Source organism: Chryseobacterium sp. SIMBA_029 (genome assembly GCF_046535275.1).
Classification (GTDB): Bacteria; Bacteroidota; Bacteroidia; order Flavobacteriales; family Weeksellaceae; genus Chryseobacterium.
In genome coordinates, this window is the sequence record NZ_JAWRXA010000538.1 from 1 (window position 1) to 258 (window position 258).

Consider the following 258-nt stretch of genomic DNA (forward strand, 5'->3'; position numbering starts at 1 on the left):
GTGAGATAATGCTTTATAAGTTGTAAGACCTTCTTTTACAACGTTCCCTACAGAACCTTGTTGTCTGTCGCACTCTTCTAAAGCTTCGTCAACTTTATTGCTGTTCAATAAACTTCTTACTTTAACTACGAAGTTGTCTACGTTTCCTGAACCTGAAGCTTTGCTTAGTACAAAGTATCTTTCAAAAGAGAAAACAATTACAGTAATCATGAATGTTACAAGTAATGGTACAATAATACCTCCCATGTAGATCATTCC

General features: G+C 34.9%; 1 pseudogene. It reads right to left on the bottom strand.

The annotated features are described in order from the left end of the window. Nucleotides 1-258: pseudogene (locus SB679_RS25125) on the bottom strand (MotA/TolQ/ExbB proton channel family protein); the annotation flags it as partial.